The following is a 13,382-nucleotide window of genomic DNA, read 5'->3' as shown; positions in this document are numbered from 1 at the left end:
TTTTCATCGTAAACTATCAGAAAATATGGTAAAATTAAATAGTAACTTAAGGTACGGTTGGTTGTTCAATTATCACTTCTCCGAATAGGAGGGGGGTGATAATACATGAGTGAAATAGCGTTGCTACTGCAGGGTGGACTGTTTCTCGTTGCATTGTTAACGTTCGTCGTTGTTTTAATAGACAAGCTCAAAAAATAACAACCCACCTAAGCCAATAGAATGTGGGTTGTTTTGTTTGTAAGAAACAAATAGGATAAGTGAACAATCCAATCTGCTAAGTTACGTGGACTAGTGTGTAGCCGCACACTAGTCTTTTTTATTTATATACAATTTATAATTAGTTTATGTGATTGTATTGTTCTTTTCATACTCATTATAACACAGTGTCTTTTCATGAAGAAAGGAGACCGTATGTTCTGATTTTGATTAAATAGTAGATGATGTTTCTTTAAATAACCCATCCATATACTGTTTTAAAGTTTGGACATAAAATTCTTGCTTATTCACATTATTTACGCCGACAATTGGCGATGCAAGTTCATATCGCTTTTCTGATAAATGAACGACAACATCAAAGATGTCAAACAAACGAATGAAGCAGAATAGGCCGTCTTTATCGCTAAGTAAAATAAAGTAATGGTTTTCACTATTTGTATTTAATGTATTCCATAATGAACTTTTGCTTAAGTCACGAACAATACTCTTTTCTTTTAATTCCATGAAATCGGCATTTGATAGAATATTAGAAATATCAATTGCATCTGGATCTTCAAAGTAGCCATCAATTGTTTGTACAGCGAAAGCGTAAGCCATTTTTAATACGCTCATTTTGTATTTACGGTTATCTAAAAGTAATTCACGTTGAATAGAGCTAGCTACTTTCGTTACACGTTCTTCTTTCCAAATTTCATTATGTAGAGAAATATCGTGCTTTTTACATAGTTTCATAATTAATGCATTGGAATAAAGTATTTCATCACTTACTTCAACAACATCTGTTTCAGCCGCCGCAAGTTCCTCACCATGCTCATTTGTATAGAGAGGGGAGTCGATTTGTTTTTTCATTTGCTCAATCTTAAATTGACTTAATTTATGCCTAATTAAAGGGCGATCAATATTTGTTGTCATTTGTTCATGACAAGTATCACAAATTGAGTTTGTGAAATAATAGCCACATAATATTTCTGGGATGACATATTGTTCACTCAGTTCTTTCGTATCTTTTCTGCAAATGATGCATTGTGTCATTTTTATCACCTTTACCTGCAAATTTGTATGTATTCTCATTGTAGTGTATTTATTGGTATTTTGGAATATTGTAAAGGAAAATATTATGTGAAATTAAAGTTTAATTTGGTACAATAAAGAGAAGTGCTAGTTTAAAGGAGGACGTTTGTTTGAAATCGAAAGTGCACTTTTGGACATTAGAAGTGCTAATGGTTGTAGGAATCATATTTATTTGCACAAAAATATCGTTTCTATTTCAACCGATTGGTATCTTCATATCAACATTGTTTTTCCCAATCTTAATCGCGCTTTTTTTATACTTCATATTTAATCCTGTATTAGTCTTTTTGGAGAATAAAAAAGTACCTAGAAATTTAGCGATTCTACTGTTATATCTTTTTATCATCACATTAACTGCGGTTGGCGTTGGAGTAGTTGTTCCGACGATTTCACAACAGTTAATGGATTTAGTGAAAAATATGCCAGGGTATATAAAAGAGGGAAAAGTATACATACAAGATTTATCACATCACAGATTGTTTGAATGGTTATCTACACAAAATTACGTTTCCATTGAAACAATTGAAAAAAATGCAATTGAATACTTAAAGGATATACCAAATACAATTACGTCGAGTGCAACGGCTTTATTTGGTATCATCACGAACGTTGCGTTAGTTATCTTTACAGTACCGTTCATTTTATTTTACATGTTTAAAGATGGGCATGCCTTTCCAGGAAAAGCGGTTAGCTTATTACCAGAGTCTTACCGTGAAGAAGGACTTCGTATCATAAAGGAAACGAATGAAACGTTATCTGCATATATTCAAGGGCAAGCGCTCGTTTGTATATTTGTTGGTGCTTTTACTTTCATCGGTTATTTAATTATCGATTTACCGTACGCTTTTGTTTTAGGAATTATTGCAGCATTTACAAATATCATTCCTAACTTAGGTCCATTTATCGGTGCGGCACCAGCTGTTATTGTAGGTTTGTTCGTATCTCCGATGCAAGCATTGTACGTAATTATTATTGTTACAATAGTACAACAGTTTGAAAGTAATATTATTTCACCACGTATTATGAGTTCGAAATTAAATATTCACCCGTTAACAATTATTATCTTAATTTTAGGGGTAGGTAATTTCGCGGGAATTATCGGAATGATTTTAGCAGTACCAGTTTATGCAGTAACAAAAACAGTTGTTTCAAACTTAGTAAGATTGTTTAAAACGAAACGAAATAATCGAAAATAGTATATGTTGAGGAAGATACACCGCTTTTTAAGTGGTGTATCTTTCGTTTGTTAATCAATATAAAAAAGTGTATTAATGCGATTTTATTATATGTTTTTTATATATCAAATTTAACGGTAAACTTGTGGGATTTAAGGTCTATAAAACTATGTGGAATCCCTCTGAACTATCCAAATCATTTCTTTACACCGTACTATCAACATCATAATCGACTCCTTTCAAGTTAATTCATATAAACTATAGGTGAGTGTAATATTTACTTTTACAATCACGAATTTCATCAATAATTTGTTTATACTGTTGCTCTTGTTTTAATTCATTTTGAGAAATCGTTTCTTTTTGAATCGTAATAGTTAAAAAGAAAAGGTGAAACTTCATATGTGAATTCCTCCTTTCAAATGGGAATTACAAATGACTACAGTAATGACTCTGTCTTTCTTTTACATAATCCATAGCTTGATTAATTTGACGTTCGTGAAGCATTTCAGTTTCAGAAAAATTATGTTTTTGAATGGTAATGGTTAAATAGAATACTTTAAATTTCATTAGATTTTTACCCCTTTATAAGTTATTTAGAACAGACGATTGTAAAAAGAAGATTGAAGCTCTTTTACTTCGTCCATAGTAGTTTGAACGTGTTGATCGTGTAAAACCTCATTTTGTGAAAGTTTACGCTTTTGAATGGTAATGGTTAAAAAGAATGCTTTAAATTTCATTGAATTATTACCCCTTTAGGATTTATTTAGAACAGACGATTGTAAAAAGAAGATTGAAGCTCTTTTACTTCGTCCATAGTAGTTTGAACGTGTTGATCGTGTAAAACCTCATTTTGTGAAAGCTTACGTTTTTGAATGGTAATGGTTAAAAAGAATGCTTTAAATTTCATGAAGATATTGCTCCTTTAAAATATATTTTTAATACATTTGTGTATAGTATGAAATTTTAATGTCAGTTATTTTATCAGTTGTTTGTTTTACTTGTTGTTTACGAATGATTTCATCTTCAGATAAAGTGTTTTTCTGAAGTGCAGTCGTAAAAAAGAAAACATGAAAAGTCATAAATGAATTCCTCCTTTCGAAAAGGAATTACAGGTGATCACAATAAAGCACTTGGCGCTCCTTAACATCATCCATAGCTTTTTGAATTCGCGCATTATGAAGCAGTTCCGTATTGGAACGTCTATTTCTTTGAATCGTAATACTTAAAAACAATACGCTAATAGTCATTGAATGTTGCTCCTTTCTTTAAAAAATAATGTAAGAGACTAAAAAACCGCACAAAAAAACCACAGGAAGATACAGTTCTCCTACGGCTGGGCGTGAAAAAGCCACAGGAAAGTATGCGACCTCCTGTGGCGAATTTATGAATTAAAAGAAATAATATACGATCTTCAATTCTCCATTAGGGTGGTCGAATTCATATTCAATTGTCCGAAAAACAAAGGTGCAGCTAACGCAAAAGTTAATGCATGTAATTGTAATTTCATCATTTTCTTCGACCTCCTTTTAGAATTTTTTTCTTACGTTAGTAATTATATACAATTAATGGATAATTGTAAACCTAAAAATTGAAAATTTTTAATTTTGATTAAAATGCTTATATTTAAAAGGGATTTGAAAAGCAGTATAGTAAGTAACGAAATATCGATAAAAATGGGGGATGCTAAATGAAATATATGCATCGTAATGTGCTCGTTATGCTAACAATTTTTTTATTTATGACGGCTTGTTCTAACGGAGAAAGAATAAAAGATATATCTGATGTTAGGTCAGATGATTTTAAGAAATATACTGGAACGTACGTTGGTAATAATTCAGATGTGGTTGCAATTGTTAAAAATTTACCCGGTGGTGGAACAGTTCAAAGTATAAGTTTAGAAAATGAAAGTATAAAAGTGAACTATGGCGTAAAAGAGAGTGGGACTCTTACAGAAGAAATGATTGAGACGTATTGGTTTGATGGGAAGGATACGATGAAGAAGAATTTTCTCTTTAATGCTATATATCTAGTGATTTTAGTACCAAATGCAAAAGCGTATGAGTTTCAAATAGAAAATAAAAACTTTAAGATAACGAGGGAAGAAATGTTATCAATTTTGCATAGGAAATTCGATGATTTTCCAAAAGAAAAAGATATATGGGATAAAAATAAAGTTATAAAGTTTTTTAAGGGCAATGAAGAAAAAATTAAAATGCTTGTGAATGATAAAGATTTTAGGCAATCTTTATTTGCTAAATATCCAGTGAAGCAGTTGGAATAATTGTTGAAACTACGAGTTTTTTTAGGGAATCATTCTTAAATGAATGATTCCTTTTTATGTATAAGAAATTTATGGAAAAAACATTTGTAATGTGATATGGTTAATTACATAAGTAATGAACCTATGAACCTAAGGTGGTGAAATTGTGAAACCTACTCTAGAACAAAATAAGTTAATATACTTACAAATTGCGGAAACTATTGAATCTGATATTTTAAAAGATATATTGCTTGAAGAAGAACAAGTTCCATCGACAAATCAATTTGCAAAGATGTTACAAATAAATCCAGCTACTGCAGCTAAAGGGGTAAATGTATTAGTAGATGAGGGGATTCTATATAAAAAGAGAGGGATCGGGATGTTTGTTGCAAAGGGAGCAAAAGAAGTCGTACTAAAAAAAAGACAAAATACTTTTATGACAGAGTATTTACCTAAAGTGTGGGAAGAAGCAAAAGTACTAGAAATATCAAAAGGCGAATTGATGGATATGATACAAAAAATTACGAAGGAGGGGAAAGCGTAATGTTTGCACTTGAAACGAAAGATTTAACGAAAAAATATAAAAAGAAAATAGCTGTAAATGAAGTAACTATTTCATTGGAAGAGCATAAAATATATGGTTTGCTTGGAAGGAACGGAGCAGGGAAAACGACACTATTAAATTTACTCGCAGGACAAATTATTTCAAGTAGTGGAAATGTATCAATATTAGGTGAAAATGTATTTGAAAATAGTAAAGCGATGCAAAATATTTGTTTTGTTAGAGTGAAAGAAGAAGCTCATTTAAGTTATAAAGTAAGAGAAATTTTTAAGATGTGTAGCATGTTTTATAAAAATTGGGATGGAGAGTACGCTGAAAAACTTGCTGATAAGTTTCAGCTTAATATGACAGAGAAATACCATAAACTATCACATGGTATGCAAACAGTCGTTGGAATAATACAAGGACTAGCAAGTAGAGCACCAATTACTATTTTTGATGAACCAACTACAGGTTTAGACGCAGCGCATCGTGAGTTGTTTTATAGTTTACTATTAGAAGATTATGGTGAGCATCCTCGAACAATTATATTATCAACACATTTAGTAGAAGAAGTAACTCATGTAATTGAAGAGATAATCATCATAAAAGAAGGAAGATTAGTTGTTCAATCATCAGTGGAAGATTTATTACAACAAGGACATATTATTTCGGGGAAAAAAGATAAAGTGGATGAGTTCTCAATTAATAAAAAAGTTTTAAATCGAGAAGTTTATGGGAACAAAGGCATTACTGTTATATGGGAAGAGCTTTCTAATGAAGATTATTATTCTGTTGAAAAAGAGGGATTAGTAGTTGATAGAATTACATTACAAAAACTATTTATTCATATAACTGGTGGTGAAGTGAAATGACGATGATAATGAAGCAGTTAAAGTTACATATAAAATTTCATTATAAAGCAATTTTAATATTTTGGATTACAGCTTTACTTATAAAAGGAATCACAAGTGTAATGGAGTTAAAAGAAATAAGAGAAGGATTTTTACAACATATATTAAATAATCCTTCGATTGTAATTACATTGTTTATAGTAGTAAGTACTTTTATTATACAGGATGATGTGTTTCGTTTAGCAGTTTCATTTGGAGTAACGAGATTACAGTTTTTCATTGGATCAGTTTGCTATATCATATTACAAGCTGCGGTTTTCTCATTCCTTCAAGTGATTATTTTACAAAATACATTGTATAGAACAGTAAATATTAGTTTAGGAGAACACTCAGTTAAACAGTTTATTGTACAACTATTATTGTATGTTACAATTGCAACTTTTTTTCAAGTAGCAGTAGTGATTAAGAAACGTTTTAAGTGGATTGGTCTTATGATAGGCGGAACATTTTTTATATCATTGAATAGTGTACTTTATGCAGAAGTAGGAATACAGGATTTAAATTCTACATCTAATCTATCTTTAATAGATATCCCATACTTTATTGTCATTTCAATTGTTTTAACTATCGTCTATATCGTGACTAGCGGTATATTTATTCGAAAAGTATCATTTGAGCAAACCATTTAAAGTGTAATTAAATATATATTTTGGGAGAGTAGGAAAAACAAATGGGAGACACTTCTTCACTAATAACCGTCTTTGTATGCATTGCACTACTAATATTTTGGCGTCGTTACCGTTCTATGTACAAACCGATAAAAGGAATAGGAAAACGAATTTTGTGGCCATTACTATTTTTAACGCCAGGGATAATATGGTTTTTTGGTCCCGTACATCCAGCTATTTTACAAGTGGTTTTAGCAGCATGCATTGGGATTCTTTTCGCCGTACCACTTATAATTTTAACAAATTACGAACGAAGAGATGATGGGAATATTTATACGAAAAAAAGCACAGCTTTTCTAATTACTTTTATTGCACTTGTTGTTTTAAGATACGGTTCAAGGCAATATATTGTTGATTTGGATCCACAAACGATTGGTTTATTATTTTATGTCGTTGCCGTTTCGTATATTATTCCATGGAGAATTGCTTGTTATATAAAATTTAGGAAAGTTTGGCGGGAAAATAATAATCCTGCTATATGAAAACTTCTCATTTGAGAAGTTTTTTATTTTTAGATGTAAGCAAAACAATTTGTTGAAGTACAGGCTGCCATACAATATGATAAATATAAAAAATTAAGGGGAAGTAGGGGATATAAAAATGCGTACCATTGTACTTTTTCTAAACAACATGTCCATCCATGAAATAGAGGACATTAGACTAGAGCATAATCCTTTATTCGGATTAATCCCACCGCATGTTACAATTGTATTTCCGTTTGAAAGTCCTATTTCAAATGATGAGTTGAAATTACATATTTTGAATGTGTCAAAAAAGATATATAATATAGAAATTGAATTTGCGAATCAAATAACGAGTGAAGGAGCATATTTGTTTTTACGAGTTGAAAAAGGGAAAGAACAAATAGAAGATCTACGTAATATCCTGTATACAGGACCTTTATTACAGTTTTTGAAAGAAGACATTCCGTACATCCCGCATGTAACAGTCGGGAGAAAAGAAAGTGCTGAGCTAGCTGCTGAAGTAGTTAAAAGTATTCCTAGTTTTCATGAGAAATTAAATTGTGTGATTAATAGAATTAGTGTGGAGCGAATTGGAGAGAACGAAGAGTCAATTATTGAATTTGAAGTACCATTGCAAAAAAGCTGACAAAAGTCAGCCTCTTTATTTTGTAGCATGAAGTAAAGCGCCAATCGCACCACTATAACCATCATCTTGTAAAAAGATTGGTGTTTTATTTTGATATTTTGTGTAGCTACTAATAATATTTTGAAGGTGTACATTATTACATAGAGTCGAACCAATATAAATAATATGGTCAATGTTTTTTGCTTCGGCGAATTGAAGGCTTAATGCAGTAACGACTTCACCGACAAGTCCTTGTACAGTAGCGATTATATCTGAGCTATTATAATTTGAGTCTGTAATAGCGGCTTTACCAAAATTGCTTGCAGTTAAACTATTATCAATAGGAGAGAGAATACCACCATAAATATCTCCCACCGTAATATCTAGTTCTTTTCTAGAACCTATGTTTGTAAGAGGGATTACATCTTCAAAATGATCAATATTTGTTAATAATTTTGAAAGTCCCATAATAGTACCTCCGCCAACTCCAGTTCCTCCAGCTCGAATATAATGGTCATTATAAACGTAATGGATAGAAGTACCTGTACCGATATTGGTTAAAATAAAGTTGTTTATAGAATGTTTTTCTTCTTTTAATATGTATCGTACACCTGCAAGAGTAGCTTCAAATTCGTTTAGCTCTACTATTGTATATGCATCCGAAAGTAGTTGTTGTAATAGTTTCGCTTTACCACCTGTAATACATATTTGTTTCATTCTATTATTGCTCTGAAGCCAATCCATAATTTTATCTTGTTCATGTGAATAAAACTTTTCAAAAGCTAATTCCTTTTTTTCATTAATATAAGCAATTTTCGTTAATGTTCCTCCAGCATCGATACCGATAGTTCTTTCCATTTTCCTACTCCTAACTACGTAATATATTTATCTTATAAGCCCAATTGGCGTGGGATAGATATCCCGGGCGGATCAAATAGTGATTAATCTGCTTGATATATTAATAGTTTTTTTATAGTTACAATAGGGTGGCTGTTAACTGTTGCCGTACCTGTACCGAGAACAAACCCTCGACGGTTACGTGTTAGCTCATAATGTAAATCAAGTTTATCACCAGGGTATCCTTTCTCATGGAACTCAACTCCATCTAATGAGGAGAGAAAGCCTAATCCTTCAGAGTCACTTGTATTTACAAATGCACTAAGCTGCGCAAGTGCTTCTACAATTAACATATGAGGCATATGTTTTTGCGTATCATTTATAAACCATTCGTTATTTGTAATGAGTTTGTATCCTGTCACGGATTCACCTTGTTTTATACTTGTTACTTTATCAATCATTAAAAATGGATAACGATGGGGTAGTGTATCTTTAATGTGCATATGAAAGTACCTCCAATAAATAATACCCCTGCTAAAGTTAAGCAGGGGAGTAGTAACTAATTTTTAACTAATTCCTCTATTATTTCAAGAGAAAAAATGCCGCTATTTCTAATGTTTTCAACGACTTGTTGTAATACCGCATTATCTTGAACAAGAGCAATACGTACAAAGCCTTCTCCGTGAGGTCCGAATGCATGACCTGGTGTTACAACGACATTTGCACGATCCATTAATGCATAAGCGAATTCTAGAGAAGTCCATCCATTCGGTATTTCAGCCCATACGAACATACTGCCAGCTGGCTTATCGACATTCCAGCCAAACGTTCGGAACCCATTGACTAAAGTATCTCTACGTTCTTGATAAATGGTGCGGTTTTTCTCGCAAAACTCCGCACCATTTCTTAGTGCTGTAGATGCTGCTTTTTGAATAGGCAAAAATACACCGTAATCTGTATTAGACTTAAATTGCGTAAGCGCTCCGACAATTTCCTCATTTCCAATCATATAACCAATGCGGCTACCTGCTAAACTATAACTTTTTGATAAAGAGTTTATTTCTACGCCAACTTCTTTTGCACCAGGTAGAGAGAGGAAGCTAATTGGTTTGTTGCCATCGAAATAAAATTCAGCATAAGCAAAATCATGGACAACAATAATATTATGTTTTTTCGCGAATGCGATTACTTCTTTAAAGAAATTTTCATGTGCCATTGCTGGAACTGGATTCCCTGGGAAGTTCAAAATCATCATCTTTGCTTTATCGGCGATCTCTTCAGGGATAACTTGTAAGTTAGGTAAGAAATCATTCTCTTTCTTTAATGGCATGTAGTACGATGTTGCACCAGCCATTTGAATACCTGTTTCATAAGCTGTATATCCTGGATCAGGAACTAATATAATATCTCCTGGATTTGCATAAACCATCGGTAAATGAACGAGTCCATCCTGTGAACCCATTAATAATAAAATCTCTTTTTCAGCATTTAATATAACGTTATGAGTGTTATTGTAATATTCAGTTACAGCTTCGTGAAATTCTTGAATACCTGTTAATGTGTATCCATAGCTTTCTTTTTCACTTGCTGTATGTACCATTGCTTCTCTTACGAAATCAGCAGGAGGCATATCAGGATTTCCGATACTTAAATCAATCATTTTATGACCTGCTGCAATTTTCTCTTTTTTATAGGCCCCTAATTCACTAAATATAGAAGATTGGAATGCTTTCATTCTAGTTGCTAACGTGTAAGTCATCAAAACCCCTCCTAAAAACAGTGCTTTCTTTCTACGTATTTAATTATTCTGAAAACACATGTTTACATTTTATCACTTTTTTATGAAAATTAAAACGATTGACAAATTTAGAGGAAGGGTTAGTCTATTTTGAAAGAGGAAGCTGTATATAGGCTAGAATGGTTAATTGAAATGTCTATTATATCTTTCTACGCGGATTAGGATGACGGGACAAATTGTTGATATAAGTAAGGAACTTAAACTTCTCATAATAAGCACCTCACAGTGAAATTATTTAGATTATTAAGCAATTATACATTCAAATTAAAAGATTAAAAAGAGGGAAATGTTTTTGAGAAAGCTTTCTAAAGTGAAATAACGCAGAAAATATTTCCTGCGTCTCATCTGAAATGTAATCATTTCTTTTTATATGTACATAATTTTTCAGCTGTCAAAAAATATACATTTAATAATGTATCATCGACAACCTTTAAAGTTTGATCTGATGTAAATGAGTTGCCATAATCAATGTGATATACATTAGAATTTTTGACAAATGAACCTTTATATAAATCCTCTTTTTTATTTGTAGTTTGCATTTCTACTAAATTTTGAACAATTTCCTCTTTATTTTCTTTTTTGACAACTGTTTCAAATTTATAATATACAGGACATTCACCGTTTTTATTGTCAACGACTTCCCAAGAACCGTATATATCATTCTTGTTGCAGCCACTAAGTAAAACGATCAGTATAGGAAATATAAGTAGATATTTTTTCATTTTGTGCTCCTTTCTTATTATGGCTAATAAACGTGCGAATACGATAGAAATATTGTAATAAATAAAGTTTAAATTTTTTTAAAGAATTACTTAATTTCACATAAAAATTGGGAAAAGCATAGCAAAAATAAAAGACATGAATTTACCGTAATACTAGTTTTTCATGCCTATCAGTATAATTTTTGCTATGCCTTTTTGAGGATAAATGAGGAGGAAAGTAGGATGACTATTCCATTTAAAATATATACACTTGCAATAATAAAGGCTAACGTACCTACGCTAAATCCACTTTTATCGAATATAGAAGCGAATGCTGTAGTAGTCAAAAAGACAATGGGAGTTAACAATAAGAAAACGAAACCTGCCACAATTCGCCTTTTAAAGCTATGTTGAGAAAGGGAAATGGTTAAAAAGTTTAGGATGCTAAATATAACTATTACAAAAATAAAGATAATAAATAACTGCATGCCATCATACATTTTCGCAACTCCTTTATTTATTATTTATATACTATATTCGAAAGCGAAAGGGGGACTCCTTTAAATCGTTTCACTTAACATATTAAATGGTTTTTTATAAAACAAAAAGGCATGGCCCAGTATAAAACTGAATCCATGCCCAATAATGTTTACGTTATAAATTCGCAGATTGCGAAGGTTGTTTTTCATAATGTTTCTGTTTAGAAAGGGAAATAGAAATAATCAACAACGAAACGACTCCGAAGATGAGAACCATATATTGCAACCCAATCGTATCTAAGAAGAAGCCAGTTCCAAGTAAGACAATTTGGAACATAACTCTCTCAAACATATTACGGAATGAGAAGAGGCGGCCGTGATAGCTTTTTTCTACTTTCGTTTGGAAAATTGTCGACATAATAGGGAAGAAACAGCCGACACTAAAGCCAAACAAACCAAATGATGTAAGAGCCATCCATTTTATATCGCTAAAGAACAATGAAAGGTGTGCAAAAGCGGTACAAACTGCGAAGAAATATAGTAATTTTTCAGGTTTAAAATAATCAGATAAACGTTTAATAACGAAGGCACCTAACATAAATGCAACACCTTCAATTGTATATATGAATCCTTTAATCGTTGGATCATGTTGCATTTCACTAATGTTAATAACCATTAAATTAAAACCAGCAATAAATAATAGTGGGATGATACTTAATATAAGTGCTGTGAAAGCAATAGGAATTCCTTTTAAAATACGAAATACTTCCATAAAACTATTATCTTTTGCAGCCTGTTTACTTGGCACTGTTGATTTTTTATCTTCAAATTGTAGAAAGAAAGTTGAAAGGAACAATAGAGCATATGCAGCCATTGAGAAGGCATACATATATTGTAAACTCATTACAACTAAAAGAATTCCACCTAGTGAAGTACCTGCAATACGAGCAATTGTACCAACATTCATATGTACACCGTTCATTTGTAATAACTCATGTTCACGTACGATGAGTGGAATTACAGATTGTAATGCAGGGAAATAAAATGCGGCTGAAATTTGAAGTGCAACCATAAAGGCGATCATAAAGGCTATACTTTCAAATTGAATAGCGAAAAACATAAAAATAACACTTAAAACCCGACCAAACCCAGCATAAAGAAGAACTTTTTTCTTATCATACTGATCGATGACCCGACCAGCCATTGGACCAACGATAACACCTGCTAATAGTCCGATAAATAATATAACTGATTTCATAAAATCAGAAGGGACATATTTTTGCATAAATTCTAAGTTGCCAAGAATACCAAGCCATAAACCTAGACCAGCAATAAACTCCCCAATTAAAACGATCCAAACATTTTTATTACGCCACATAATGTAAAACCTCTCCGTCTTTTAAAGTGAAAAACTCGTATATAAAACCTCCTTATTTATGTAGTATTTTTTTACGAACTTTTTTAGAGTCAGAGTCTATATTACGTGTTTCATTAGTGGATTTCAATCTTTTTGATTTGGCGAAAATTGGATTTATGAGTTGATGAAATAAGCATTAAAAATAAAATGAACTTTGAATTAATTACATATAAAAAATAAAAAAAGCAAGAGCGTAATAGTACGTCTCACTTTTCT

General features: G+C 31.8%; 21 protein-coding genes. 8 read left to right on the top strand and 13 right to left on the bottom strand.

Annotated features, from left to right (window positions below; genetic code table 11):
• Positions 1 to 105 precede the first annotated feature (105 nt).
• Positions 106 to 198 carry a putative holin-like toxin gene (locus F0362_RS30950; RefSeq protein WP_001289320.1) on the top strand — a complete coding sequence of 31 codons (93 nt, stop codon included), beginning with the start codon at positions 106 to 108 and terminating at the stop codon, positions 196 to 198.
• A gap of 228 nt (positions 199 to 426) precedes the next feature.
• Here the strand turns inward: F0362_RS30950 and F0362_RS14385 are convergent, their stop codons facing one another.
• The gene (locus tag F0362_RS14385; protein ID WP_000189690.1) at positions 427 to 1,248 is read right to left on the bottom strand and encodes an HNH endonuclease; all 822 of its coding nucleotides are present in this window, start codon (positions 1,246 to 1,248) and stop codon (positions 427 to 429) included.
• A gap of 149 nt (positions 1,249 to 1,397) precedes the next feature.
• Here F0362_RS14385 and F0362_RS14380 point away from each other — a divergent pair, with 149 nt between their 5' ends.
• On the top strand, positions 1,398 to 2,483 hold the full coding sequence (locus F0362_RS14380) for an AI-2E family transporter (protein ID WP_000837897.1): 1,086 nt from the start codon (positions 1,398 to 1,400) through the stop codon (positions 2,481 to 2,483).
• Positions 2,484 to 2,720: 237 nt separating this feature from the next.
• Here F0362_RS14380 and F0362_RS14375 read toward each other — a convergent pair whose 3' ends face one another.
• The 6 genes from F0362_RS14375 to F0362_RS14350 are packed head-to-tail and all read right to left on the bottom strand — an operon-like array spanning position 2,721 to position 3,709.
• Positions 2,721 to 2,861: a YrzI family small protein gene (locus tag F0362_RS14375; protein WP_000668494.1), complete on the bottom strand. Its 141-nt coding sequence runs from the start codon at positions 2,859 to 2,861 to the stop codon at positions 2,721 to 2,723.
• A gap of 27 nt (positions 2,862 to 2,888) precedes the next feature.
• Entirely contained in the window at positions 2,889 to 3,029 is a 141-nt protein-coding gene (locus F0362_RS14370; RefSeq protein WP_000669820.1) for a YrzI family small protein, read from the bottom strand.
• A 26-nt stretch (positions 3,030 to 3,055) separates the two neighbouring features.
• Positions 3,056 to 3,199 (bottom strand): YrzI family small protein, encoded by a 144-nt coding sequence (locus F0362_RS14365; RefSeq protein ID WP_000668979.1) that lies wholly within the window; start codon positions 3,197 to 3,199, stop codon positions 3,056 to 3,058.
• A 26-nt stretch (positions 3,200 to 3,225) separates the two neighbouring features.
• A complete protein-coding gene (locus F0362_RS14360; RefSeq protein ID WP_000668979.1) occupies positions 3,226 to 3,369 on the bottom strand; it encodes a YrzI family small protein in 144 nt (47 codons plus the stop codon).
• A 28-nt stretch (positions 3,370 to 3,397) separates the two neighbouring features.
• A complete protein-coding gene (locus F0362_RS14355) occupies positions 3,398 to 3,541 on the bottom strand; it encodes a YrzI family small protein (RefSeq protein WP_000142746.1) in 144 nt (47 codons plus the stop codon).
• Between the two features lie 27 nt (positions 3,542 to 3,568).
• On the bottom strand, positions 3,569 to 3,709 hold the full coding sequence (locus tag F0362_RS14350; RefSeq protein ID WP_000156182.1) for a YrzI family small protein: 141 nt from the start codon (positions 3,707 to 3,709) through the stop codon (positions 3,569 to 3,571).
• A 440-nt stretch (positions 3,710 to 4,149) separates the two neighbouring features.
• Here F0362_RS14350 and F0362_RS14345 point away from each other — a divergent pair, with 440 nt between their 5' ends.
• From F0362_RS14345 to F0362_RS14320, 6 genes are all read left to right on the top strand, one after another.
• Positions 4,150 to 4,743: a DUF4825 domain-containing protein gene (locus F0362_RS14345; RefSeq protein ID WP_000876550.1), complete on the top strand. Its 594-nt coding sequence runs from the start codon at positions 4,150 to 4,152 to the stop codon at positions 4,741 to 4,743.
• Between the two features lie 145 nt (positions 4,744 to 4,888).
• Positions 4,889 to 5,266 (top strand): GntR family transcriptional regulator, encoded by a 378-nt coding sequence (locus F0362_RS14340; protein ID WP_000805198.1) that lies wholly within the window; start codon positions 4,889 to 4,891, stop codon positions 5,264 to 5,266.
• Positions 5,266 to 6,138, top strand: coding sequence for an ATP-binding cassette domain-containing protein (locus tag F0362_RS14335; protein ID WP_000457684.1), 873 nt, complete (start codon positions 5,266 to 5,268; stop codon positions 6,136 to 6,138). The genes F0362_RS14340 and F0362_RS14335 overlap by 1 nt, the downstream gene beginning before the upstream one ends.
• Positions 6,135 to 6,806, top strand: a complete 672-nt coding sequence (locus tag F0362_RS14330) for a DUF4052 family protein (RefSeq protein ID WP_000177830.1) — start codon at positions 6,135 to 6,137, stop codon at positions 6,804 to 6,806. Before F0362_RS14335 ends, F0362_RS14330 begins: the two co-directional genes overlap by 4 nt.
• 41 nt (positions 6,807 to 6,847) lie before the next feature.
• A complete protein-coding gene (locus tag F0362_RS14325) occupies positions 6,848 to 7,327 on the top strand; it encodes a CcdC family protein (RefSeq protein ID WP_149889841.1) in 480 nt (159 codons plus the stop codon).
• Between the two features lie 118 nt (positions 7,328 to 7,445).
• Positions 7,446 to 7,955, top strand: a complete 510-nt coding sequence (locus F0362_RS14320) for a 2'-5' RNA ligase family protein (protein ID WP_001259265.1) — start codon at positions 7,446 to 7,448, stop codon at positions 7,953 to 7,955.
• A gap of 15 nt (positions 7,956 to 7,970) precedes the next feature.
• Here the strand turns inward: F0362_RS14320 and coaW are convergent, their stop codons facing one another.
• The 6 genes from coaW to F0362_RS14290 all read right to left on the bottom strand — a co-directional run bounded on the left by coaW (position 7,971) and on the right by F0362_RS14290 (position 13,127).
• Positions 7,971 to 8,792: a type II pantothenate kinase gene (coaW, locus tag F0362_RS14315; RefSeq protein WP_000442513.1), complete on the bottom strand. Its 822-nt coding sequence runs from the start codon at positions 8,790 to 8,792 to the stop codon at positions 7,971 to 7,973.
• An 83-nt stretch (positions 8,793 to 8,875) separates the two neighbouring features.
• Positions 8,876 to 9,274: a 3-hydroxyacyl-ACP dehydratase FabZ family protein gene (locus F0362_RS14310; RefSeq protein ID WP_097979495.1), complete on the bottom strand. Its 399-nt coding sequence runs from the start codon at positions 9,272 to 9,274 to the stop codon at positions 8,876 to 8,878.
• A 56-nt stretch (positions 9,275 to 9,330) separates the two neighbouring features.
• Positions 9,331 to 10,530: an LL-diaminopimelate aminotransferase gene (locus tag F0362_RS14305; protein WP_149889840.1), complete on the bottom strand. Its 1,200-nt coding sequence runs from the start codon at positions 10,528 to 10,530 to the stop codon at positions 9,331 to 9,333.
• Between the two features lie 395 nt (positions 10,531 to 10,925).
• Complete coding sequence (locus F0362_RS14300; RefSeq protein WP_000760383.1) at positions 10,926 to 11,291, bottom strand: hypothetical protein; 366 nt, start codon at positions 11,289 to 11,291, stop codon at positions 10,926 to 10,928.
• 185 nt (positions 11,292 to 11,476) lie between these two features.
• Positions 11,477 to 11,770, bottom strand: coding sequence for a hypothetical protein (locus tag F0362_RS14295; RefSeq protein WP_002093668.1), 294 nt, complete (start codon positions 11,768 to 11,770; stop codon positions 11,477 to 11,479).
• Positions 11,771 to 11,924: 154 nt separating this feature from the next.
• Positions 11,925 to 13,127 carry an MFS transporter gene (locus F0362_RS14290; protein WP_000269231.1) on the bottom strand — a complete coding sequence of 401 codons (1,203 nt, stop codon included), beginning with the start codon at positions 13,125 to 13,127 and terminating at the stop codon, positions 11,925 to 11,927.
• Between the last annotated feature and the right edge of the window lie 255 nt (positions 13,128 to 13,382).

Origin of the sequence: Bacillus sp. BS98, assembly GCF_008432245.1 — a bacterium.
GTDB lineage: Bacteria > Bacillota > Bacilli > Bacillales > Bacillaceae_G > Bacillus_A > Bacillus_A toyonensis.
The sequence above is the reverse complement of the archived record's forward strand: the minus strand, read 5'-3'. Positions and strand labels throughout refer to the sequence as shown.

Bases quoted from the DNA above. Each gene is read 5' to 3' on its own strand.
- F0362_RS14300 (WP_000760383.1), bottom strand. From the start codon at position 11,291: ATGAAAAAATATCTACTTATATTTCCTATACTGATCGTTTTACTTAGT.
- F0362_RS14350 (WP_000156182.1), bottom strand. From the start codon at position 3,709: ATGACTATTAGCGTATTGTTTTTAAGTATTACGATTCAAAGAAATAGA.
- F0362_RS14335 (WP_000457684.1), top strand. From the start codon at position 5,266: ATGTTTGCACTTGAAACGAAAGATTTAACGAAAAAATATAAAAAGAAA.
- F0362_RS14345 (WP_000876550.1), top strand. From the start codon at position 4,150: ATGAAATATATGCATCGTAATGTGCTCGTTATGCTAACAATTTTTTTA.
- F0362_RS30950 (WP_001289320.1), top strand. From the start codon at position 106: ATGAGTGAAATAGCGTTGCTACTGCAGGGTGGACTGTTTCTCGTTGCA.
- F0362_RS14325 (WP_149889841.1), top strand. From the start codon at position 6,848: ATGGGAGACACTTCTTCACTAATAACCGTCTTTGTATGCATTGCACTA.
- F0362_RS14310 (WP_097979495.1), bottom strand. From the start codon at position 9,274: ATGCACATTAAAGATACACTACCCCATCGTTATCCATTTTTAATGATT.
- F0362_RS14365 (WP_000668979.1), bottom strand. From the start codon at position 3,199: ATGAAATTTAAAGCATTCTTTTTAACCATTACCATTCAAAAGCGTAAA.
- F0362_RS14355 (WP_000142746.1), bottom strand. From the start codon at position 3,541: ATGACTTTTCATGTTTTCTTTTTTACGACTGCACTTCAGAAAAACACT.
- F0362_RS14330 (WP_000177830.1), top strand. From the start codon at position 6,135: ATGACGATGATAATGAAGCAGTTAAAGTTACATATAAAATTTCATTAT.
- F0362_RS14375 (WP_000668494.1), bottom strand. From the start codon at position 2,861: ATGAAGTTTCACCTTTTCTTTTTAACTATTACGATTCAAAAAGAAACG.
- F0362_RS14385 (WP_000189690.1), bottom strand. From the start codon at position 1,248: ATGACACAATGCATCATTTGCAGAAAAGATACGAAAGAACTGAGTGAA.
- F0362_RS14320 (WP_001259265.1), top strand. From the start codon at position 7,446: ATGCGTACCATTGTACTTTTTCTAAACAACATGTCCATCCATGAAATA.
- F0362_RS14370 (WP_000669820.1), bottom strand. From the start codon at position 3,029: ATGAAATTTAAAGTATTCTATTTAACCATTACCATTCAAAAACATAAT.
- F0362_RS14295 (WP_002093668.1), bottom strand. From the start codon at position 11,770: ATGTATGATGGCATGCAGTTATTTATTATCTTTATTTTTGTAATAGTT.
- coaW (WP_000442513.1), bottom strand. From the start codon at position 8,792: ATGGAAAGAACTATCGGTATCGATGCTGGAGGAACATTAACGAAAATT.
- F0362_RS14305 (WP_149889840.1), bottom strand. From the start codon at position 10,530: ATGACTTACACGTTAGCAACTAGAATGAAAGCATTCCAATCTTCTATA.
- F0362_RS14290 (WP_000269231.1), bottom strand. From the start codon at position 13,127: ATGTGGCGTAATAAAAATGTTTGGATCGTTTTAATTGGGGAGTTTATT.
- F0362_RS14360 (WP_000668979.1), bottom strand. From the start codon at position 3,369: ATGAAATTTAAAGCATTCTTTTTAACCATTACCATTCAAAAACGTAAG.